The sequence below is a fragment of the Phenylobacterium sp. genome (genome assembly GCF_041920015.1).
GTDB lineage: Bacteria > Pseudomonadota > Alphaproteobacteria > Caulobacterales > Caulobacteraceae > Phenylobacterium.
In genome coordinates this window covers 1-19,314 of the sequence record NZ_JAYRST010000019.1, presented here as the reverse complement: position 1 = coordinate 19,314, position 19,314 = coordinate 1, and the positions used below count along the sequence as shown (strand labels likewise).

At 67.8% G+C, this 19,314-nt stretch carries 21 protein-coding genes, 1 tRNA gene and 1 pseudogene; 7 read left to right on the top strand and 16 right to left on the bottom strand.

Features of this window, described 5'->3' with window-relative positions:
• Positions 1-113: 113 nt before the first annotated feature.
• On the top strand, positions 114-920 hold the full coding sequence (locus ACE3TL_RS06175; RefSeq protein WP_374577848.1) for a DUF1080 domain-containing protein: 807 nt from the start codon (positions 114-116) through the stop codon (positions 918-920).
• Here ACE3TL_RS06175 and ACE3TL_RS06170 read toward each other — a convergent pair.
• From ACE3TL_RS06170 to ACE3TL_RS06155, 4 genes are read right to left on the bottom strand one after another with little or no spacing between them, the layout of a single operon-like run.
• Positions 917-1,972: a sugar phosphate isomerase/epimerase family protein gene (locus ACE3TL_RS06170; RefSeq protein ID WP_374577847.1), complete on the bottom strand. Its 1,056-nt coding sequence runs from the start codon at positions 1,970-1,972 to the stop codon at positions 917-919. The genes ACE3TL_RS06175 and ACE3TL_RS06170 overlap by 4 nt on opposite strands.
• Complete coding sequence (locus ACE3TL_RS06165; RefSeq protein ID WP_374577846.1) at positions 1,969-3,111, bottom strand: Gfo/Idh/MocA family protein; 1,143 nt, start codon at positions 3,109-3,111, stop codon at positions 1,969-1,971. The genes ACE3TL_RS06170 and ACE3TL_RS06165 overlap by 4 nt, the downstream gene beginning before the upstream one ends.
• Positions 3,111-4,124 carry a sugar phosphate isomerase/epimerase family protein gene (locus ACE3TL_RS06160; protein ID WP_374577845.1) on the bottom strand — a complete coding sequence of 338 codons (1,014 nt, stop codon included), beginning with the start codon at positions 4,122-4,124 and terminating at the stop codon, positions 3,111-3,113. Before ACE3TL_RS06160 ends, ACE3TL_RS06165 begins: the two co-directional genes overlap by 1 nt.
• Positions 4,125-4,150: 26 nt before the next feature.
• Positions 4,151-5,398 (bottom strand): MFS transporter, encoded by a 1,248-nt coding sequence (locus ACE3TL_RS06155; RefSeq protein WP_374577844.1) that lies wholly within the window; start codon positions 5,396-5,398, stop codon positions 4,151-4,153.
• Between the two features lie 178 nt (positions 5,399-5,576).
• Between ACE3TL_RS06155 and ACE3TL_RS06150 the strand changes: the two genes are divergently transcribed.
• Positions 5,577-6,584, top strand: coding sequence for a LacI family DNA-binding transcriptional regulator (locus tag ACE3TL_RS06150; RefSeq protein WP_374577843.1), 1,008 nt, complete (start codon positions 5,577-5,579; stop codon positions 6,582-6,584).
• Positions 6,585-6,597: 13 nt separating this feature from the next.
• Here the strand turns inward: ACE3TL_RS06150 and ACE3TL_RS06145 are convergent.
• From ACE3TL_RS06145 to ACE3TL_RS06135, 3 genes and pseudogenes are all read right to left on the bottom strand, one after another.
• Positions 6,598-7,301: pseudogene (locus tag ACE3TL_RS06145) on the bottom strand (IS5 family transposase).
• A gap of 136 nt (positions 7,302-7,437) precedes the next feature.
• Complete coding sequence (locus ACE3TL_RS06140) at positions 7,438-8,232, bottom strand: DUF1080 domain-containing protein (RefSeq protein ID WP_374577842.1); 795 nt, start codon at positions 8,230-8,232, stop codon at positions 7,438-7,440.
• 114 nt (positions 8,233-8,346) lie between these two features.
• The gene (locus ACE3TL_RS06135; RefSeq protein ID WP_374577841.1) at positions 8,347-10,896 is read right to left on the bottom strand and encodes a hypothetical protein; all 2,550 of its coding nucleotides are present in this window, start codon (positions 10,894-10,896) and stop codon (positions 8,347-8,349) included.
• Between the two features lie 248 nt (positions 10,897-11,144).
• Here ACE3TL_RS06135 and ACE3TL_RS06130 point away from each other — a divergent pair, with 248 nt between their 5' ends.
• Positions 11,145-11,747, top strand: a complete 603-nt coding sequence (locus ACE3TL_RS06130) for a heme-binding beta-barrel domain-containing protein (protein WP_374577840.1) — start codon at positions 11,145-11,147, stop codon at positions 11,745-11,747.
• A 66-nt stretch (positions 11,748-11,813) separates the two neighbouring features.
• On the opposite strand, the gene ACE3TL_RS06125 is transcribed toward ACE3TL_RS06130, so the two are convergent.
• The 3 genes from ACE3TL_RS06125 to ACE3TL_RS06115 form a co-directional block, all read right to left on the bottom strand.
• Complete coding sequence (locus ACE3TL_RS06125; RefSeq protein WP_374577839.1) at positions 11,814-12,086, bottom strand: type II toxin-antitoxin system RelE/ParE family toxin; 273 nt, start codon at positions 12,084-12,086, stop codon at positions 11,814-11,816.
• A gap of 10 nt (positions 12,087-12,096) precedes the next feature.
• Complete coding sequence (locus ACE3TL_RS06120; RefSeq protein ID WP_374577838.1) at positions 12,097-12,378, bottom strand: type II toxin-antitoxin system ParD family antitoxin; 282 nt, start codon at positions 12,376-12,378, stop codon at positions 12,097-12,099.
• Between the two features lie 243 nt (positions 12,379-12,621).
• Positions 12,622-12,697 (bottom strand) — tRNA-Ile (locus ACE3TL_RS06115).
• A 153-nt stretch (positions 12,698-12,850) separates the two neighbouring features.
• Between ACE3TL_RS06115 and ACE3TL_RS06110 the strand changes: the two genes are divergently transcribed.
• Positions 12,851-13,594 (top strand): SIMPL domain-containing protein, encoded by a 744-nt coding sequence (locus ACE3TL_RS06110; RefSeq protein WP_374577837.1) that lies wholly within the window; start codon positions 12,851-12,853, stop codon positions 13,592-13,594.
• Between the two features lie 33 nt (positions 13,595-13,627).
• Here the strand turns inward: ACE3TL_RS06110 and ACE3TL_RS06105 are convergent, their stop codons facing one another.
• The 3 genes from ACE3TL_RS06105 to ACE3TL_RS06095 all read right to left on the bottom strand — a co-directional run bounded on the left by ACE3TL_RS06105 (position 13,628) and on the right by ACE3TL_RS06095 (position 15,538).
• Positions 13,628-14,089: a hypothetical protein gene (locus ACE3TL_RS06105; protein WP_374577836.1), complete on the bottom strand. Its 462-nt coding sequence runs from the start codon at positions 14,087-14,089 to the stop codon at positions 13,628-13,630.
• Complete coding sequence (panD, locus tag ACE3TL_RS06100) at positions 14,089-14,445, bottom strand: aspartate 1-decarboxylase (RefSeq protein ID WP_374577835.1); 357 nt, start codon at positions 14,443-14,445, stop codon at positions 14,089-14,091. The genes ACE3TL_RS06105 and panD overlap by 1 nt, the downstream gene beginning before the upstream one ends.
• 223 nt (positions 14,446-14,668) lie before the next feature.
• Complete coding sequence (locus ACE3TL_RS06095) at positions 14,669-15,538, bottom strand: alpha/beta hydrolase (RefSeq protein WP_374577834.1); 870 nt, start codon at positions 15,536-15,538, stop codon at positions 14,669-14,671.
• Positions 15,539-15,812: 274 nt separating this feature from the next.
• Between ACE3TL_RS06095 and ACE3TL_RS06090 the strand changes: the two genes are divergently transcribed.
• On the top strand, positions 15,813-17,069 hold the full coding sequence (locus tag ACE3TL_RS06090; protein WP_374577833.1) for a serine hydrolase domain-containing protein: 1,257 nt from the start codon (positions 15,813-15,815) through the stop codon (positions 17,067-17,069).
• A gap of 4 nt (positions 17,070-17,073) precedes the next feature.
• Here ACE3TL_RS06090 and ACE3TL_RS06085 read toward each other — a convergent pair whose 3' ends face one another.
• On the bottom strand, positions 17,074-17,427 hold the full coding sequence (locus tag ACE3TL_RS06085; RefSeq protein ID WP_374577832.1) for a hypothetical protein: 354 nt from the start codon (positions 17,425-17,427) through the stop codon (positions 17,074-17,076).
• Between the two features lie 133 nt (positions 17,428-17,560).
• On the opposite strand from ACE3TL_RS06085, the gene ACE3TL_RS06080 reads away from it, so the two are divergent.
• On the top strand, positions 17,561-17,782 hold the full coding sequence (locus tag ACE3TL_RS06080; RefSeq protein ID WP_374577831.1) for a flagellar basal body rod C-terminal domain-containing protein: 222 nt from the start codon (positions 17,561-17,563) through the stop codon (positions 17,780-17,782).
• Positions 17,783-17,814: 32 nt separating this feature from the next.
• Positions 17,815-18,435, top strand: coding sequence for a TIGR02466 family protein (locus ACE3TL_RS06075; RefSeq protein ID WP_374577830.1), 621 nt, complete (start codon positions 17,815-17,817; stop codon positions 18,433-18,435).
• 9 nt (positions 18,436-18,444) lie between these two features.
• Here ACE3TL_RS06075 and ACE3TL_RS06070 read toward each other — a convergent pair whose 3' ends face one another.
• Positions 18,445-18,948 carry a hypothetical protein gene (locus tag ACE3TL_RS06070; RefSeq protein ID WP_374577829.1) on the bottom strand — a complete coding sequence of 168 codons (504 nt, stop codon included), beginning with the start codon at positions 18,946-18,948 and terminating at the stop codon, positions 18,445-18,447.
• Positions 18,949-19,082: 134 nt separating this feature from the next.
• The coding region (locus tag ACE3TL_RS06065; RefSeq protein ID WP_374577828.1) for a sigma-70 family RNA polymerase sigma factor at positions 19,083-19,314 on the bottom strand (232 nt) is incomplete at its 5' end.

The window sequence follows — 19,314 nt, the reverse complement described above, 5'->3', positions numbered from 1 at the left end:
CTGCTCCGCGTCGCCCATTTTGCAATCCACAGCTTTCATGAAATGGGTTACATTGCAAGCCTACAAGGGGCGGCGCAGCGCGTCCCGATCCGGAAGCGCCAGGGAGGGCCGCCATGGAACGCCGTCTGATCGTCGCCGCATTGGCTGCGTGCGCGGCGCTTGCCGCAGCCCTTCCCGCCCAGGGCGCGGAAGCGCAGGCCGGGCCCTGGAAGAGCCTCTTCGACGGTCGCAGCCTGGAGGGCTGGGTCCCCAAGATCGCGGGCCATCCCGCCGGCGAGAACTACCAGCAGACCTTCGTTGTGCGGGACGGCGCGATCGCGGTCTCCTATGCGGGCTACGACGCCTTCAAGAACCGTTTTGGGCACCTCTTCTACAAGACGCCGTTCAAGGCCTATCGCCTGCGGCTCAGCTACCGCTTCCTGGACCAGGGCCCGCCCGACACGCCGGCCTGGGCGCGCAGCAATAGCGGGGTGATGTTCCACAGCCAGAGTCCGCAGAGCATGGAGCTGGACCAGCCCTTCCCCATGTCAGTCGAATTCCAGACGCTGGGCCGCGACGGCGAGGCGTCCAGGCCGACCGGCGCGGTCTGCACGCCAGGGACCAGCGTCGCCTTCGACGGCGTTCGCGCCAAGGCCCACTGCATCTCTCCGGCGAACGGGCCGACCATCCCCAACGGAACCTGGGTGCGGCTGGAACTGGATGTCCTGCCCGGCGGCGAGGTGATCCAGAAGATCGACGGCGCGGTGGTGCAGCGCTACGGCGCGGTCGAACTGGACCCGGCCGATCCGTTCGCCGCGGCGGCCAAGCGCTACATGGCAGACTTTCCGGGTCCCGTCCCGCTGACCGAGGGCTACATCGCCCTACAGAGCGAGGGCTGGCCGATCGAGTTCAAGGACATCGAGATCCAGGAGCTTCGCTAAAGGCCCAGCAGCCGGCGGTTGCGCGCCCTATCGGTCTCCACGCCCGCGAAGTCGTCGAACGCTCGGTCGGTGACGCGAATGATGTGGTCGCAGATGAACGGCGCGCCCTCGGCCGCGCCCTGCTCGGGGTGCTTGAGCGCGCACTCCCATTCCAGCACCGCCCAGCCGGGGTAATCGTACTGGGCGAGCTTGGAGAAGATCGACTTGAAGTCCACCTGGCCGTCGCCCAGCGAGCGGAAACGGCCGGGCCGCTCGACCCAGCCCTGATAGCCGCCATAGACCCCCGAGGCGGCGTTGGGGCGGAATTCGGCGTCCTTCACGTGGAAGGCGCGGATGCGCTCGTGATAGCGGTCGATATAGCCGAGATAGTCGAGTTGCTGCAGCAGCAGGTGGCTGGGATCGTAGAGGATGTTGGCGCGGGGATGGCCGCCGACCTCGTCCAGGAACCGCTCGAAGGTCGCCCCGTCATGCAGGTCTTCGCCGGGGTGGATCTCGTAGCAGGCGTCGACGCCCTGCTCCTCGAAGACGTCGAGGATCGGCCGCCAGCGCCGGCCGAGCTCGGCGAAGGCCTCCTCGACCAGGCCCGCCGGCCGCTGCGGCCACGGATAGAAATAGGGCCAGGCCAGAGCGCCGGAAAAAGTGGCGTGGGCGGTCAGGCCCAACCGGCGGCTGGCGACGGCGCCGGCCTTCACCTGGGCGACGGCCCAGGCCTGGCGTTCGGTCGGCTTGCCGCGCAACTGCGGCGGGGCGAAGGCGTCGAAGAGCTCGTCATAGGCCGGATGGACGGCGACGAGCTGGCCCTGGAGGTGGGTCGAGAGCTCGGTGATCTGCAGGCCATGCTCGGCCAGCACGCCGGCGATCTCGTCGCAATAGGTCTGACTCTCGGCGGCCAGTTCGAGGTTGAAGAACGAGTCCGCCCCGCCGGTCGGCATCTGCACGCCGACATAGCCCAAGCTCGAAACCCACTGGGCCATGGTGTCCAGCCGGTCGAACGGCGGCTCGGTCCCGATGAACTGGGCGAGGAAAATGCCCGGCCCCTTGAGCGTCTTCATCGCCCTGCTCCTTCCAGTTCGACCCAGCCCAAGCCCTCGCGGCTGGCGGCGACGGCGCGCTCCACGAAGGCCATGCCGCGCACGCCCTCGGCGATGCCCGGAACCAGGGGCGCGCCCTCCCCGCCCACGGCGCGGGCGAAGTCGCGATAGATGTTGGCGAAGGCCTCGATGAAGCCTTCCGGGTGACCGGTCGGGATGCGTGATGCGGCCTGGGCGACTGCGCTCAGATAGGGCGAGCCGGCGTGCAGAACCTGACTGGGAGCGTCCAGCCAGTCGAGCGTCAGTTCTGTGTGCCGCTCGTGCGACCAGGTCAGGCCGCCTTTCTCGCCATAGACCTTGATGGTCAGGCCGTTGCGGGCGCCGGCCGAGATCTGCGAGGCGATCAGCACGCCGCGCGCGCCACCGCCGAACCGCAGGAGGATATTGCAGTCGTCGTCCAACACCCGGCCCGGCACCACGGCGGCGAGGTCGGCGCACAGCCGCTCGACCGGCGCGCCCGTCACGAACTCTGCCAGATTGAAGGCGTGGACGCCGATGTCGCCAATACAGCCGCCGACGCCGGACTGAGCCGGATCGGCCCGCCAGCCGGCCTGCTTGTTGTCGTCCCGTTCGATCGGCTGCGACAGCCAGCCCTGGGAATATTCCACGATGACCTTGCGCACCGTCCCGAGGTCGCCGCGGGCCACGATCTCGCGCGCCTCGCGGACCATGGGATAGCCGGTATAGACATAGGTCAGGCCGTACTGCCGGCCCGAGGCGGCCACGACCTGGGCCAGGGCCTTGGCCTGGGCGAGGTCGAGCGTGGCGGGCTTGTCGCTCATCACGTGCAGGCCCGCCTCTAGCGCAGCCTTGGCGACCTCGAAATGCAGATGGTTGGGCGTGACGACCGCGACCATGTCGATCCCGTCCTGGCGCCCACGCTCGGCCTCGATCATGGCGCGGTAGTCGGGATAGACGCGGTCCGGCGCGATGGCCCAGGCCGCGCCGGCCGCAGCGTTCCTGTCGCCATCCCGGCTGAAGACCCCCGCGGTCAGGTGGATGGCGCCGTCCAACTCGGCGGCCATTCGGTGAACGGGACCAATGAAAGAACCCGGCCCGCCCCCGACCAGGGCGAGCCGCAAGGGCGCAACCGAACTCATCAGGCGATGACGCCCGCCAGATAGTCGTAGCTGACCTTCACCGAGTCGATGCGCTCACCCGGGAACGGCGGCTCCTGCTCGACGAAGAACTGGCGCACGCCCGAGGCGTAGGCCGCCGGCAGCAGCTTCTTCCAGTCGATCATCCCCGACCCGACCTCGGTCGGGTCCTGCCTCAGGGCGAAGTTCGCCTGGGTGGTCGGCTTGATATCCTTCACGTGCATCAGGGTGAAGCGGCCTTTGTGGGTCTTCAGCAGTTCGAACGGATCGCGCCCGGCCGCCGTCACCCAGCCGGCGTCCATCTCGAAGGTCACCAGCGACGGGTCGGTCTCCTTCAGCAGGATGTCGATCGGAGTGGTGTCGCCCAGCGGCGCGAACTCGTTGTTGTGGTTGTGATAGCCGACGGCGATGCCCGCCGCCTTGAGCGCCTCGCCCTTCTTGTTGAGGAAGTCGGCGTTCCACTTCCAGTCGTCGACCGTCATCTGGCCGGCCAGGCGGGTGAGGAAGGCCGGCCCGTTCTCGCCCCGGTTCGGCTTCAGCTCGAAACGGTCGGGAATGTAGAACAGCGGCATGACGGCGTACTTGACGCCGATGACGTTCAGATCGTCGGCCAGTTTGGCGAGGTCGCCGCCGAAGCTCTGCGAACCCATCGCCCGCCCCTGGATGTGCGCGCTGGTGCAGACGAGGCCCACGCGGTCCATGGCCGCCTTCATTTCCGCCGCCGTGCGCCCCAGCAGACCGGCCAGCTCGATGGCGCGGTAGCCGATCCTGGACACCGCCGAGAGCGTGCCGTCGAGGTCCTTCTGGGCGTCCGGGCCGAGGGTGTAGAGTTGCAGGCCGACGGGCAGGCCGTGGCGCTGGAAGAAAGGCTGGCTGGCGGCGCTGGCCGAGCCGCCGCCCGCCGCGCCCATGGCCGCGACGCCCGCGGCGAGCACGCTGCGGCGATTGAGGGTGAATTCCAGGCCGGCGACGGCCTCATCGCCGGTGGCGGCGGTGCGGGTGGTGTCTGGACGCACGACGGATCTCCTCGGGATGGCTAGGACTAGGGGGTGACGCCTTCGGGCAGGGCCGAAGCGTCCTCGGGCTGGGCGGCCGGCCCGCGCGAGGGCGGCCGGAAGAAGACGGCGAGCAGGACCACCGCAGCCAGGGCCAGGGCGGTCGGAACCATGAACAGGGCCGCATAGTCGACCGCGCCGGTGGCCGGGTCGGTCAGGCGGGCGGCGAGCGCCGGGAACAGGAAGGCCGCGGCCACATTGCCGATCCCCAGGATCAGCAGGTTGAACAGGCCCTGGGCGCTGGATCGTACGTCGTTGGGAAAGACCGCATCGACGAAGATGTACACGGTGGCGAAGAAGAAGGCGTAGCAGACGCCGTGCAGCAACTGGACCGCCACGATGACCGGAACGCTGTCGGCGAACAGGGAGAAGACCGCAAAGCGCGCCGCGTGGCCCAGAATGCCGACGATCATCGTCACCTTCCAGCCCAGCCTGGCCAGCACCCGGCCCAATATGAACATGGTGACGATCTCGGCCACCTGGCCAAGGCTCAGCACCACCATCGACAGATTGCCGGCGATGCCGACCCGATCGGTGAGGAAGGCGTCGGAAACCACGAAGTAGCCGTTGTGGATCACCGAATCGATGAAGGTGACCACGAACAGCACCAGCACGAAGGGCGTGCCCAGCAGGGTCAGGGCCCGCCGCCAGGCCAGCTTGTCGATGCCCGGCGCATCCTTGCGCGGCGGGGTGTGCGGCAAGGTCAGGGAATAGGCGGCCGCGGCGAAGGAAATGATCGCCGCCACCAGGAAGATCCAGCGCACCTGCTCTGGCCCCGCATGCGCGCCCAGCAGGAAGACGAACGGCCAGCTCACCAGCACCCAGCCGACCGTGCCGCCCATGCGCACCGCGCCGAAGTCGGCGGCCGGGTCGCGCAGATTGGCGAAGGCGATGGAATTGGTCACCGACAGGGTCGGCACATAGACCAGGCTGAAGATCAGGTAGCAGGCGAAGAACGGCCAGAAGCTGGTGGCGAAGGCCGCCCCGACCAGGGCGATCCCGCCGATCAGGTGGCTTGCCGCCAGGAACCGCTCGGCTGCGAAATTGCGGTCGGCGAACTGGTTGGAGAAGAAGATGCCGACCAGGGCGGCTACGCCCCAGGAACTGCCGACCAACGACTGCTGCCAGGCCGAGAAGCCCAGCATGCCCATATAGGGGAACAGCTTGGGCGCCCACGCGCCCCAGATGGCGAGCTGCAGCACCATCATCAGGAAAAGCCGAACGCTCGCCGTCATCTTGCCTCCCCAGGCGTCCGGTCGGCAGTCCTGCGGGCTGGAGACAGCCCCTGCTCGCCCGATGTAATCGAAATCATCGATAACAGGCGCCGGAACGGGCGGCAACCGGCTTGTCGGGCGCCCGCCAGGCCCAGCTTCGCCTTGAAATACCGCCAGCTTGGCCCCAGGGTCTGCGCCCATGCCTACTATTCAAGATGTCGCGCGCGATGCGGGCGTATCCACCGCAACGGTTTCGCGCGTGTTCAGCGCACCCGAACTCGTGCTGGAGCCGACCCGCCAGAAGGTGATGGAGTCGGTCGCCCGGCTCGGATACCAGCCGAACTTCGCGGCCAAGAGCCTGCGCACCCTGCGCACCGAGAAGATCCTGGTGACGGTGCCGGACATCTCCAACCCGTTCTTCTCCCAGGTGATCCGCGGCGTCGAGGAAGCGGCCCACGCTGCGGGTTATTCCGTCCTGCTCGGCGACACGCGCCACGAGGAGGAGCGCGAGGAGCAGTACGCCACCATGCTCCGCCGCAAGGAGGCCGACGGCCTGATCTTCCTCGGCCATCGCCTGCCCGGCGCCCTGGCGGCCATGGTCTCGACCATGGGCCCGCGCACGCCGATCGTGAACGGCTGCGAATTCCGTCCCGACATCGGAGTCTCCAGCGCCCATATCGACAACGAGCAGGCTGCAGCCGAGGTGATGGAGCACCTCTACAGCCTGGGCCACACTCACATCGGCGTGGTCACCGGCCCGCTGGCCAGCCCGATCAGCAGCGACCGCCTGACCGGCGTGAAGGCCGCGACCGCACGTCATGGCGAGTCCGACGCCTTGCAGATCGTGACCGGCGACTTCTCCATCGAGTCCGGCGTGCGCGAGACCCTGGCCCTGCTCGACGAGGAGGTCCGCCCCACGGCGATCTTCTGCTTCAGCGACGAGATGGCGATGGGCGCCCTGGAGGCGATCCGCCGCCGCGGCCTGCGCTGCCCGCAGGATGTCTCGCTGGTCGGTTTCGACGACATCCGCTTCGCCCAGTACCTCGACCCGCAATTAACCACCGTCAGCCAGCCCATGGACCAGATCGGCCATGAGGTAGTGCGGCTGCTGCTCGACATCCTGAGCGGCCGGGCGAGCGGCCTGCAGCACGTCACCCTGCCCCACAAGCTGGTCGTGCGCGCCAGCACCGGACCGGTCCCGGTCTAGGCTGAATCGACATTCATTTCATCCAGAGCATGGCGGCTGCGAGGTGGATGAAGGCGAGGAAGTGGATGGCCCGTCTATCGTAGCGGGTGGCGAAGCGCCTGAAGTGCTTGAGCTTGTTGAAGCAGCGCTCGATTTGGTTGCGGTGACGATAGATGGTCCGGTCATGCGGGATGATCGTCTTGCGGGTCGGATTTGAGGGAATGACGGCCTGGGCGCCGCTGTCGGCGATGATCTGGCGCAGGGCGTTGGAGTCATAGGCGGTGTCGGCCAGGACGGCTTGGGCCTGCAATCCTTCGAGCAGAGCGGGGGCGCTAAGCACGTCCCCGACCTGGCCGGCGGTAAGGATGAAGCGCAGGGGTCGGCCGAGGCTGTCGGCGACCATGTGGATCTTGGTGGTCAGTCCGCCTCGGGAACGCCTCAGAGCCTGATCCGAGGCCCCCCTTTTCCGGTCGCCGCCTGCTGATGGGCGCGAACCAGGGTCGTGTCGAGCATCAGGTAGCGGTTGTCCCGATCCTTGATCAGCGAGGAGAAGACCGCGTCCCAGACCCCGGCCTTGGCCCAACGGGTGAAACGCTTGTGCAGCGTCTTCCACTTGCCGTAGCGCTCTGGAAGATCACGCCAGTGCGCGCCTGACCGCAGCACCCACAGGCAGCCGTTGACGAACAGCCGGTTGTCGCTGCCTGTCCGACCAGGATCAGACGACTTTCCTGGCAACATCGGAGCGATCCGCTCCCACTGCGCCTGGCTCAGCTCATAGCGCTTCGGCTGAAGCATCATCCCGTTCCGAATCATCAAACCCGGAACGGAATGAATCACCGCTCACCCCACAGCGGAACCTGAATGTCGATTGGTCCTAGGATCTTGGCGGCAGTTCGCGCACCCAGATGTTGCGGAAGCTGATCGGCGCGCTGGGATCGCCGTGCGCCTGGAGCTTGATCGGCAAACGGTCGTGGGCGGCCTTGTACTCCGGCTTGCCGATGAACACCGTCTCGCCGGTGAACGCCACATCGTCCTGCACGAGCACGCCATTGTGGATGACCGTCACCCGCGCCGGGGCGGCGAGCGATCCATCCTCGCTGAAGCGCGGCGCATGCCAGACAATGTCATAGGTCTGCCACTCGCCGGGCGGGCGGGCGGCGTTGGCCAGCGGCGGATGCTGCTTGTAGACCGCGCCGGCCTGGCCGTTGACGTAGGTCTCGTTCTGATAGGAATCGAGGATCTGAATCTCGTAGCCGCGGTCGCCCGTCCCGGTGGAGGCCAGGAACAGGCCGCTGTTGCCGCGATACTGGCCCGAACCGGTGATTCCCTCGGGAATGCGCCATTCCAGGTGCAGTTGATAGTCGCCGAAGGCGCGCCGCGTTTTGATGTTGCCGCGCGACTTCTCGACGGTCATGACGCCGTCCTCGACCTGCCAGCCGGCCGGCGACTTGTCACGGACCGAGACCCATTCGCTGAGGTCCTTGCCGTCGAACAGCACGATGGCGTCCGACGGCGCCGCGCCCGGGGCGGTCCCCGGCGTGACGACCGGCGGGACCGGCGTCCACACCTCGGTGTCCTGCGGCTTGGACTGGGCGCAGGCGACGCCGCCGGCGGCCAGCGCCATGCTGGCGAGCGCGCCCCAACCGATGGCGAATCCTCTGTTCCTCATGATCCCCTCCTGGAGCGTGATCCGTTTCGGCAGCCGCTTCGGCGGAAAATGCTCTAGCGTCTCCGTCCATTGAGGACCATGACGCGGCCTGGGGCAACGCCCCACGGCCTAGCGTCAGAAGATCAGCTTGCGAAGCGTCAGGCGCACCGTGCGCCCCACGGGGTCCATCAGGTCGGGCTGATAACTGATCGGAGTGGTCCCGGCGCTGCTGCGCACCTCCTGGCGCTCGTCGAACAGGTTGTCGATGGAGAGCGTCGCGCGCGCGCCGCGCATCCAGGTGTGCTCGCGCGCCATGGGCTGGGCGCCGAGGTCGGCGAACAGGCGCAGGTTGACGGTCGTGAAGTCCGAGAACTTCAGATCCTCGCCGGCCGGGCCGCCGATCACGTGGGTGGAGCTGTTCCACTTGGCGTTCATCGCCACCCCCAGGCCGCTGCGCGAATAATTGGCCTGCAGATCGACCTGGTGTCGGGGCGAGCCGCCGCCCGAGCCGATCGCCGCCCCATCCAGCAGGTCGAGCGCCGGCAGGCCCGAGCGGATCAGCACTTCGTCCTTGAAGGCGTAGGTGTGGTAGAGGCCGACCTGGAAGACGCCGCTGCGCGGGCCGCCGCCAAAGCCGCCGAAACCACCTCGGCCGCCCGGTCCGCCAGGGCCGCCCGGCCCGCGGAATTCTCCACCCGGGGGCGGGCCGCCCGTCGGAGGCTGGCCGCCCTCGGGCGGTCGCTCGCCCTGCCCCTGCTGGGCGCCCTGGCCGGCCGCCTGGCCTTGGGCGGACGATTGCCCCTGTCCTGTCTGGCCCTGCCCAGCCTGTCCCTGGGTGGACTGTCCCTGCGTAGCCTGACCGCCCTGCTCCTGCGCCGCGCGCGCTTCCTGGAAGCGCCGGCGCATCTCGGCCATCTGCTCGGGCGTCGGCTGTGGGCCGACCGGGCGCGAATAGGTGAAGCCCCAGCGCAGTTCCTGCCGGTCCTGGCGCTCGAAATTGACCGGCCGCGCATCGATCTGGATCAGGTTGCCGGACGCATCGCGGGTGAAGCGGTCGGGGAACGCCGCCTCGACCTGAGTCGAGGCCGAGGGGAAGGAGACGATGGCGTCGCGCGTACGGCTGTCGACATAGTTGGCCTGGAAGGTCAGGTTGATCTTCTCGGACGGCCTGTAGGTCAGGCCCAGCTTAAAGACGTCGCGCTGGCCCGCATCGAGGTCGCGAGACCCGCCGGTGATCCGCGTCACCTCCACCGTCTGACCGCTCGTCAGGTCGAACATGCGCACGCCGGGCGTGACCGTGATGGGATCGCCGAGCTGGTTGAGGCTCGGCGCCTGGTCCGAGCGGGTGAAGGACGCCAGCACGCGCAGCGGCTTGACCGGGGTCCAGTTGACGCCCGCGCCCACCGTCTGCAGGTCGCCGAAGTCGGACAGGCGCTGATAGTCGAAGTTGAGGTTGGCCGAGAGCTTGCCGAACATCTCGTCGGTCCGGCTGATCGGCACGTCGAAACTGGCGCGAAGCTGGCCGATGTCGCGCGACAGCTCGCTCGACTGGGTGACGCCGTTGCGCCAGGCGTCGCTGTCGAAGTCGAGGGTCGAGGCGCGCGCGGTCAGCGTGCTGGTGACCTTGCCCGCCGGCAGTTCCCAAAGGGCGCGGTTCAGCACCACGTCGGCCTGGGCCGTGGTGGTCACCGCCTTGGTCCAGTCGGAATAGGGCGCGCCGTTGATCACGCGGTCGGTGTCGGAGCGCGAGACGCTGCGCTCGACCTGAGCGGTGGACGACCATTGCCAACCGTTCCAGGCGCCGCTGGCCGAGCCGGCGAGCTGGGCGTCCTCGCCTTTGCTCCGCCGCAGCAGGGCCTCGGGCGACAGCGGCGAAAGGCCGAGCCGGGATTCGCTGTCGGTCGCCTCGAACGAGCCGTTGATCGAGGCCGAGACGCCGTTGTCGAACGGCCGGGCGAACACGGCGTTCAGCGTCACGTCCGAAGACTTCGGCTGCAGGCTGCGGAACGCGCCCTCCCCGCCGGCCACGTCCCGGTCGCTTTCGAGGATGGACGAGGTCTGGTTGGCCTTGGCGTCCAGCATCAGGCGCTGGCCCTGGCGGATGCGCAGCAGGCCCGCGTGGGCCCCGACCGTTTCACCGCCCCCGCCCTGGGTCGGAGTGGTGGCCGTCGCCTCGGCCAGCCAGGCGCGGAAGCGCTGGCGCAGCACGATGTTCACCACCTTCTGGTCGGAAGGATAGCCGTATTTGAGCGAGACCTCCTCGGGCAGGATCTCCACCCGGGCGATCGCCTCGGTCGGCAGGTCGCGGATCTCGGCGAAGCCGGACACCCGCCCGCCGTTGATCAGCGTCACCGGACGGCCGCCCCCGCCCTGAGCGCTGGAGAGCTGCGGCGCCAGCGCCTCCAGCAGTTCGGTGACATTGGCCGCGCCATAGGCCCGGATCTCGCGCGGGGAGATCGTCAGTTCCGGGGTGATGTCGCCGGCCACCGATCCAGGCAGGGTCCGCGCGCCGGCCACCACGACCAGTTCCTCGACCTCGGTTTCGCCATAGGGATCGTCGGCATAGGGCGAGGAGGAGTCCTGGGCCAGGGCGGGCGTACTGCAGAGCGCGGCGAAGGCCACGCCCGCAAGCAGGCGGCGGGAGAGACGAACGGCGTTCGGCCGGCGGCGAGACGGAAGGCGCAAGCGGTATGTTCCTGAAGCTGGGGAGAGAGACAGGTGAGCCTCTTTAGGGCCCTTGCTTCCTGAACGTGCGATGAGCGGCTTTCCGTCGCGCTCCGCGACGAATTTTTCCAGCCTCGCCGCCGCTCAGTAGATCGAACCCGCGCTTGTCATGAAAATATTTCATGAATACTGCGCGAACATTTCGTTGGTTTTCGTATTTGCCACGCCGTTAGCGTGAAGCCTCCAGATCGGAAAGAGGAGGCGTCGACATGCCGAACGACATCCGCGGTCCGCGTAAGTTGGGGCCGTTGACGCCGCTGGTAGGGGAATGGGAAGGCGACGTCGGGGTCGACCTCTCCTATCACAACAAGGACGACGAGACGTCCGAGACCACCTATTTCGAAAAGGCCTGGTTCAAGCCGATCCCGATCCAGGAAAATGGCCACCAGGAACTGTGGGGCCTGCACTATGGCATGACCGCCTGGCGCCACGGCGAGGAAGCCATGGACCCGTTCCACGACGAGGTCGGCTTCCTGCTCTGGGACAAGATCCACGGCGAGGTCATGCGCACCGTGGTGTTCGGACGCGGCATCGCCATCCTGGCCGGCAGCAGCGCCAAGCCCGACGACCGGACCCTGACCTTCGACGCCCGCCCGGGCGAGGCGCACTACGGCGTGCTTCAGAACAAGTACCTGCTGGAGCGCGCCGAAATCCGCGACTTCAAGAGCACCTTCACCATCAACGACGACGGCACGCTCGGCTACACGTCCGACCTACTCCTGAAGCTCGCCGCCACCGGCGAAGAAATGCACCACACCGACCGCAACACCCTGCGCCGCGTCCGCCGCTATCACCCCAGCGCCGAGGGCTGACTACTGGGCGATCACGCCGTCGCCGGCTGATCGCCCGCCCCGCGGCCGCCACGCCGATAGCAAGCGCTACTCAACACCATCCGAGCGCCAGTCCTCGCGGCCATGTCGGATACGCTGGACGAAGATGTCCGCGCCATCGGGACGATAGAAGATCATATGCGCCCGATAGGGATGGCCACGGGTCGTCGGTCCAAGTTCCGGCCGCGCCTTCGACGCCTGCGGATAGGTTGAGAGAAAATCCAGCGCCTCGATCAAGCCCGTATAGTAGCGCTCGCTCTGTTCGACGCCGAACTCCAGCGCGCCGTGGATGTAGAGGTTCTCAAGGTCCTCTGCGGCCATGCGGCTGAATCTATAGGCCACGCTCGCCTACGCCCGCACGTTTGCGCGCCTTCGCCCTGATCTCTTCGGCGGACAGCGGGCTGACGCCGCTTTCCTCGCCTTCCTCAATGAGCCTTTGAAGCGCGGCGAGCTTCTCCGCCCGCTCCTGATCCCGGCGGATCAGGTCTCGCACATAGTCGCTGGCATTGCTGTATCGGCCCGTTTCGGCGCGGCCTTCCACCCAGTCCTTCATCGCGTCTGGAAGCGAAACATTCATGGTCGCCATAGCGCACCTCCAGCCTCCATATCGCATATTTTGGCAAAGATTGCCACTATTCACTATACTGGTGAAAAGCGACCTTGAAGAGGACCCCGCCTGTCTGAGCGCTATCGCCTCGATCCCTAACGAGACTCCCAAGGCGCTGACCTGGAAGCGTCACCTAACGCCTCCATGTGCAGATTGCATGGCCCAGGCTTCCAAGCTTCCTTCAGGCGCTCGCCCCCGCAGCCGCCACGAACGGCTCGCCGAGCCGTAGCTCGCAAAGCGAGCGAAGGCTGGTGGGCCCGGTAGGACTCGAACCTACAACCAGACCGTTATGAGCGGTCGGCTCTAACCATTGAGCTACAGGCCCCTGCCGCGAAGCAGGGCTGCGGGTTACCACGACCTGCACGCGCCTTAAAGCCGCCGTTCAGCTTGGCTTTGTCAGAACCTGCAACCTCGGCTCGCCATCCGGCGTTCGGAGACGTTAAATCGCCTGTCCATGCGGGCACCTCAGGAGATACCGATGAAGACCCTCGTTCGCGCCGGCGCCATGGCCCTGCTGCTCGCCACCGCCGCCGCGCCCGCCGCCTTCGCTCAAACCGCCCGGCCCACGGCAGACACGATGTTCCAAACCACCACGCTCAATCTATCGGCCTATGGCGAGACGCGCGTCGCGCCCGACAAGGCGACGATCAATCTCGGCGTCACCAGCGAGGCCCCGACCGCAGCCGCCGCCCTGGCCGCCAACAGCGAGCAGATGAACAAGGTCATCGCCGCCCTGCGCAAGGGAGGGGTCGCCGACAAGGACATCCAGACCTCCGGCCTCAACCTCTCGCCGCAGTACGACTACGTGCAGAACGAGCCGCCGCGGCTGCGCGGCTACCAGGTCTCGAACCAGGTGACGGTGACGGTGAACGACTTGGCCAGGCTGGGCGCGGCGGTCGACGCCACGGTCAAGGCCGGCGCCAACCAGGTGAACGGCGTTTCCTTCGGGCTCAAGGACCCGACCGCCGCCGAGAACGCCGCACGTCAGGAGGCGGTGAAGGCCCTGCAAGCCAAGGCCGACCTCTACGCCAAGGCCACCGGCCATCGCGTGAGCCGCCTGGTCAATCTGAGCGAAGGCGGCGGCTACACTCCGGCCCCGCCGCCGATGCCGATGCTGGCCTATGCCCGGATGGAGAAGGACGCCTCCGGCGGCGCGCCGGTCTCGGCCGGCGAACTGGCCGTCCGCGTCGACGTCAACGGCCTCTACGAACTGTCGCGCTAAACGAAAGCGGCCCTTCCCGCCCCTGGGAAGGGCCTATTTCGATCCGAGGCCCGCGCGCTGGAAGGCGGTCTGCAGCTTGTCGGCGACGACGAGGCCCGGCGGAACCAGGTCGCCTTCCATCACGGCGGCGTAGACCATGTCCCCGCCGGCCACCGGGCCGGCGGCCCAGGCGACGATGCGGGTCCGTTCGGGATTGCTGCGGCAGCTGGCGGTCTTCGGATCGCCCGCCGTGGGCGCGTCCTTCAAGAGATCGGCCAGGGTGCGCGTCGCCGTCCCTTCGCAGGTCGGCAGGACGCGGCCGCAGACCATATGGGTGCCGTACTGGTAGACGACCTCGCCCTTCTGGGCGATCAGAACGCAGGTGCCCGGATCGCCGATCGCCTGGGAAATCGCCTCGTCGAGGATGTTCTTGTCGACCCCGGCCGGGGCCTTGGGCGTGCAGGCGGCCAGCACGCCCGCCATCGCCACCGCCGCGATGACGCCGAGGCGGCGCATCAGGCGGCCTGCTTGATCTCGTTGCCGTCGCCCAGCAGCACGACGGTCGGCGAATAGTTGCGGGCCTCTTCGGCGGGCAGCATGCCGTAAGTGACCACGATCACCCTGTCGCCCTTCTGGACCAGGCGCGCGGCCGCGCCGTTGACGCCGATCACCTTCGACCCGCGGGGAGCCTCGATGGCGTAGGTGGTGAAACGGGCGCCGGTGGTGATGTTCAATACGTCGACCTGTTCGTGCGGCAGGATGCCCGACGCATCCAGCAGGTCACGGTCGATAGCGATGGAGCCTTCATACTCGAGGTCGGCCTGGGTCACCGTGGCGCGGTGCAGCTTGGCCTTCATCAGGGTCACCAGCATGGGCGGTCCTTCTTAAGTGCGGCGCACAAACCCCCTGAAACTCAAGGGTCGCTGGATATAGCGTCGAAATCCTCCCACCACAATTGCGGCGACGCAGCACAGGTGGAACAATAGCAATAGGCAGCGCACGCCCCGAGGGCGGCCACGGCCCGATTTCCGAGACGAATCAAACTCCAGGGGCGCTGGCTGCGTGCGCGCCGCCCATGGTGACAAACACGTGAGATCAGTCGGTGACGCGGTCCAGGAAACTGGTCACGTCGTCCAGCACGCTGGCGCGGTCGCGGAAGGGGCGCGAGATCGCCGCCATGATCTCGTTATGGCCGACCCCCGGATAGAGGTGGAACTCCACCGGCGCTCCTACGTCGCGCAGCGCCCGGGCCAGGGCCTCGGAGTCGCTGGGCGGCACCACCTCGTCCCCCCCGCCGGTGGCCAGCAGCATGGGCGGCGCATGGCGGCGCACGCGCCGGACCGGCTGGGTCGCCGCCGGGTCCCTGGCCGCGCCGAAGACCTCGGCCCGATGACCGGCCAGAGGCAGGAAATCATAAGGCCCCGAAAGCCCGACCACGCCCTTGATGCGCGCCGGATCGACGCCCTCTGCGGCCAGGTAACGCTTGTCCAGCGCCAGCATCACGGCGTTGTAGGCGCCCGCCGAATGCCCCAGCAGCACGATACGGGACGGATCGCCGCCATAGGCGCCCGCATGATCGACCGCCCAACGCACCGCCTTGGCGCTGTCCTGCAGGAAGACCGGGAACTTGACCTGCGGATAGAGCCGGTAGTCCGGCAGCACCACCACATAACCTCGGGCGGCCAGGGCCTGGGCGACCCAGCCGTAGTCCCATTTTCGGCCCCGCTCCCAGCCGCCGCCGTAGAAGAACACCGCCACCGGCCGCGCGACACTCATATGGGGCGGCGCATAGACGTCCAGAGTCTGCCGGGCCTTCGGGCCATAGGCCTGGCCCGCCGCCCGCACGATGGCCGGATCGCGCGGCGTGAAGGTGGCGAACACCCCGAGCGGCGTGCAGGCCGCCAAGGCGGCCGCGGCGCAAGCCAGCGCAACGCCCCTGGCCGACTTCCTCAATCCCTGGCGCATCGACCACATGCCAAATGGGTAGGAGGGTTTCGACGCGCCTGCAACCACGCCCCCCTCGCCCGAAGTCGATCCGACGAAAGGGGCTGCTGTGATCCAACCGCCCATTCCGGCGGGAGCCTCGCCGTCGCCAAGGGCGCGATGATGGCGACCTATGAGGCGCCGACCCGGCGCCCGGCATGAAGAAAAAGCCTGTTGACGCGCCTTGCGTCAGTCGCGGCATATCGCGTCTCAATCAGGCTGGCGCAAACGCCGGCGACGACAGGGACGAAACGACATGGACGGCGATCTGGCTCTCGGCGGCTTTTCTTCTGATGGCCTGGGGGCCATTCCGACGGCCCTGCAGCCGGTGATCGATGCGGGCGACCTTTCGGGCTTCGTGACCCTGCTCTGGCGCAAGGGCGAGACCGCCCAGGTCAACACCCTCGGCTGGCGCGACGTCGAGGCCAAGACCCCGATGACCCGCGACACCCTGTTCCGCATCGCCTCCATGACCAAACCGATCACCTCGGTCGCGGCCCTGATGCTGCTGGAGGAAGGCAAGCTGCGCCTGGACGATCCGGTCACCAAATGGATGCCCGAGCTCAAGGACCTGCGGGTGCTGAAGGAGGCCACTGGCCCGCTCGACGCGACGGTCCCGGCAGAGCGCGACATCACGGTGGACGACCTGATGACCCACCGCTCGGGCCTGGCCTACGCCTTCACTTCCATCGGCCCGATCGCCCAAGCCTACGAGACGGCGCTGGGCTCGCCTCTGGGCACCCACCTGTCGACCGACGAATGGCTGGCGGCCCTGGGGACCCTGCCCCTCTCCTACCAGCCGGGCGAGCGCTTCCACTACAGCCACGCCACCGACGTCCTGGGCTTCCTGGTCGGGCGCATCGCCGGGACCAGCTATCGCGACTTCATCATGCAGCGGATCCTGAAACCGCTCGGCATGGACGACACCGATTTCTGGTGCCCGCCAGAAAAGCGCGACCGCATGGCCAAGCTCTATCGGATCAATCCGAAGACCGACGCCATGGAGGACGTCTCCCTGCCCCACCTGCCCGGCCCGCCGGAGTTCTGCGCCGGCGGCGGCGGCCTGATCTCGACCGCAGACGACTATCTGCGGTTCGCCCGCATGATGCTGAACGGCGGCGAGCTCGACGGGACGCGCTACCTCAAGCCCGAGACCGTCGCCCTGATGCGCCAGAACCGGCTCTCCGACGCCCAGCGTCAGGTTCCGTTCATGGGCATTCCGTTCTGGCTGGGCCAAGGCTTCGGCCTGGGCGTCTCGGTCATCACCGATCCGGAGAAGCAGGCCTGGATGGGCGCAGGCTCCGAAGGCTCGTTCGGCTGGCCGGGCGCCTTCGGGACCTGGTGGCAGGCCGACCCGGAGGAGGACATGGTGATGCTCTACCTCATCCAGAACTCCATGCCGCTGGAGCCGGAATCCGCCGCGCAACTGGCCACCGGTCAGCGCACGGGCGGGCGCGTCGCCCTGCCGGCGTTCCAGAAACTGACCTACGCGGCGCTCGGCAAGGCGCTGTAGGCCCTCAGTCCAGGCGGCCGGCGACGCACATCGGCCGCCCCTCATAGAGGTCGCCGATCAGGCTGCCGTCGCGGGCCGCGGCCTTGCGGGCCTTTTCGTAGGCTCGCGTCTCGGGCGGCGGCCTGACGCCTTCGGGGCAGATCGGAACATCGACGCGCGCGCCCGCATGGCAGACGCAGATGTCCTCGCGCTTGTCCAATCGGCTGCTCGGCGCGCGGCACACGGCCGGCAGGCTCTGGCCGCCGACATCCAGGCAGATCACCGTCTGGGCAGGCGGATTCTGGTTCAACGGGGCCTGGGCCAAGGCCAAACCGGCGGCCATCGACAGCGCCGCCCCCATCAAGACCGTGCGGATCATCGTAAAAGTCCTCCAGTGAGCCATTCAACCGGCCGAGCATGGCGCATTTCAGGCCGTTGACGCTGCATTCACCACGCCCCTCCGTGAAGACTTAACCGCGGCGCGGGCATTGTGACGACGGGAGGGCCTCGGCATGGATCCTATCGCCACCGCTCAGTACGGCCTGCTGGCCGCCAGCCGACGCTTCGAGGCGTCGGCCTCGCGCGTCGCCCGCATGGGAGTCGAGGGCGAGAACGTCGACCTCGCCGCCGAGGTCGTCCAGCAGATCAACGCCAAGACCGAGTTCTCGGCCAATCTCTCGGTCCTCCGCACCGCTCAGGACATGACCGGCGAGCTTCTGGACATCCTGGCCTAGACAAGCTGCGGCCAGGGAGGTAGCGCGCGGCCATGACCCTGCGCCCCCTCTTCGTCACCCAGGTCTATGAAGCCTCTCTCGCGGGCGACAAGGGCTTCGCCGCCTTCAACGCCGAGCTCGAGGACACCTGCCGCATGCTGGCCGACGAGGATCTCGCCGGCCAGGCCTGGTGCCGCGACCATGCCTATGGCGGCTACACCTCCTACGCCTCGCTGGACGACCTGCCGATGCGCGCCAGCATCTTTGCGGACCTGAAGCGCAAGCTGGACCGGCATGCGGGCGCTTATGCCGATGCGCTGCACCTCGACCTTGGCCGGCGGCGGCTGAAGCTCGACAGTCTTTGGGTCAATATCCTGGAGCCCGGGGCCGCCCATTCCGGCCACATCCATCCGCACAGCGTCCTTTCGGGCACGGTCTATGTCACGATCCCGAAGGGCGCGAGCGCGCTGAAGCTGGAAGACCCGCGCCTGCCGCTGATGATGGCCGCCCCGCCGCGCAGCGCCGATGCGCCCGAGGACGCGCGCAGCTTCGTCTATCTCCAGCCCCAGGCCGGGACGATCCTGATGTGGGAGAGCTGGCTGCGGCACGAGGTTCCGGCCAACGCAGCGCGCAAGGAACGGATCTCGGTCAGCTTCAACTACGCCTGGAAGTAGCCCCGCGCCTCAGCGCCCGGCGCAGGCGCCGGGCTGATAGGCCTTGTTGCGGAATTTCGCATAGTCGCGCCCGTTATAGCGGACCACCGGGAAGCAGAAGCCCGGCCCGCCCAGCTCGATGTCGGGCCAGCCGCCGACGCCCTTGGTCGCCTGGAAGTTGGGAATGCCCTGGGACTCGAAAAAGGTCTTCCAGCCGCCAGCCGGCGTCTTCTGCATGATGTAGAAGCCCTGGCCAGTGGCGCCGTAGCAGAACGTCCCGGTCTCGGTGATGATGATCTCGGCCGTCCCGTCGCCGTTGAGGTCGCGCACGTCCTGCGGCTCGATCATCGCCTCGCAATTGCCGTCGCCGCCCAGCCACTTGCCGCCCTTGGAGACGAATCCCGCCGCGCGCATCACCGCCGTCCGGTCCGCCGCGCTCACCGCCTGTTGCGCAGGCGCAGCGACGGCTGGAACCGCGCAGACCGCCATAGCGCCCGCAACGAGGCTTCCCGCCAACAGTCCGATCGTCCGCATGGGGCCTGCCTCCCTGAAGCCGGCCAAATATATACCATCGTTATCCAGGATCGTCACGCTTCGCCGCAGATACGAAAACGCCCTCGAAAGCCCGGCAGGGGTTTTCGAGGGCGCTTGAGACGCGACTGACGCGTCTAGCTGTCGAGGAACGAGCGCAGCTTGCGCGAGCGGCTGGGGTGCTTGAGCTTGCGCAGCGCCTTGGCCTCGATCTGGCGGATCCGTTCGCGGGTGACGCTGAACTGCTGGCCGACCTCCTCGAGGGTATGGTCGGTGTTCATGCCGATGCCGAAGCGCATGCGCAGCACCCGCTCTTCGCGCGGGGTGAGCGAGGCCAGCACCCGCGTCGTGGCAGTTCGGCGCCACCGG